Genomic DNA, 717 nt, shown 5'->3' on the forward strand with positions numbered 1-717 from the left:
TTGGAGCGGGTGAAGGGAATCGAACCCTCATCATCAGCTTGGAAGGCTGAGGTTTTACCACTAAACTACACCCGCGATGTGGTACCGGTGGCCGGGATCGAACCGGCACTCCAGAGGAACACGATTTTGAGTCGTGCGCGTCTGCCAATTCCGCCACACCGGCATTACATTTGGAGGCGGCAACCGGATTTGAACCGGTGATCAGGGTTTTGCAGACCCATGCCTTACCACTTGGCTATGCCGCCTTAATATTGGAGCGGAAGACGGGATTCGAACCCGCGACCCCCACCTTGGCAAGGTGGTGTTCTACCACTGAACTACTTCCGCACTACTGGGCTAGCTGGATTCGAACCAACGCATGTCGCAGTCAAAGTGCGATGCCTTACCGCTTGGCTATAGCCCACTGATAGTATATGTCACGGAAATTAAAATGTGACTTTTATGGGGCGACTGATGGGAATCGAACCCACGAATGCCTGAACCACAATCAGGTGCGTTAACCACTTCGCCACAATCGCCATGTTAAAATTGGCAGGGGTAGTAGGAATCGAACCCACACCAAAGGTTTTGGAGACCTTCGTTCTACCGTTAAACTATACCCCTAAGATCTAAGATATTTAAAAACAACTCCGCTATTTGCCTGGGTCATGATGCTCCACTTCGTTGCGCGTGGTTTAAGGAAGATTATTTTACTCCACTGTCGCTTCGTAAAAAATC

The 717-nt window shown here is 50.2% G+C and carries 7 tRNA genes; all 7 read right to left on the minus strand.

Going from position 1 to position 717, the window contains the following annotated elements:
* Position 1: 1 nt before the first annotated feature.
* The 7 genes from BVI01S_RS21835 to BVI01S_RS21865 all read right to left on the minus strand — a co-directional run bounded on the left by BVI01S_RS21835 (position 2) and on the right by BVI01S_RS21865 (position 603).
* A tRNA-Gly gene (locus tag BVI01S_RS21835) sits at positions 2-75 on the minus strand.
* Between the two features lie 4 nt (positions 76-79).
* A tRNA-Leu gene (locus tag BVI01S_RS21840) sits at positions 80-163 on the minus strand.
* Positions 164-171: 8 nt separating this feature from the next.
* Positions 172-245, minus strand: a tRNA-Cys gene (locus BVI01S_RS21845).
* 7 nt (positions 246-252) lie between these two features.
* Positions 253-327: transfer RNA gene (locus BVI01S_RS21850), tRNA-Gly, on the minus strand.
* Between the two features lie 4 nt (positions 328-331).
* Positions 332-403, minus strand: a tRNA-Gln gene (locus BVI01S_RS21855).
* A 39-nt stretch (positions 404-442) separates the two neighbouring features.
* Positions 443-518 (minus strand) — tRNA-His (locus BVI01S_RS21860).
* A gap of 11 nt (positions 519-529) precedes the next feature.
* Positions 530-603: transfer RNA gene (locus tag BVI01S_RS21865), tRNA-Trp, on the minus strand.
* Between the last annotated feature and the right edge of the window lie 114 nt (positions 604-717).

The organism is Rossellomorea vietnamensis NBRC 101237 (assembly GCF_001591825.1).
Taxonomy (GTDB): Bacteria; Bacillota; Bacilli; order Bacillales; family Bacillaceae_B; genus Rossellomorea; species Rossellomorea vietnamensis.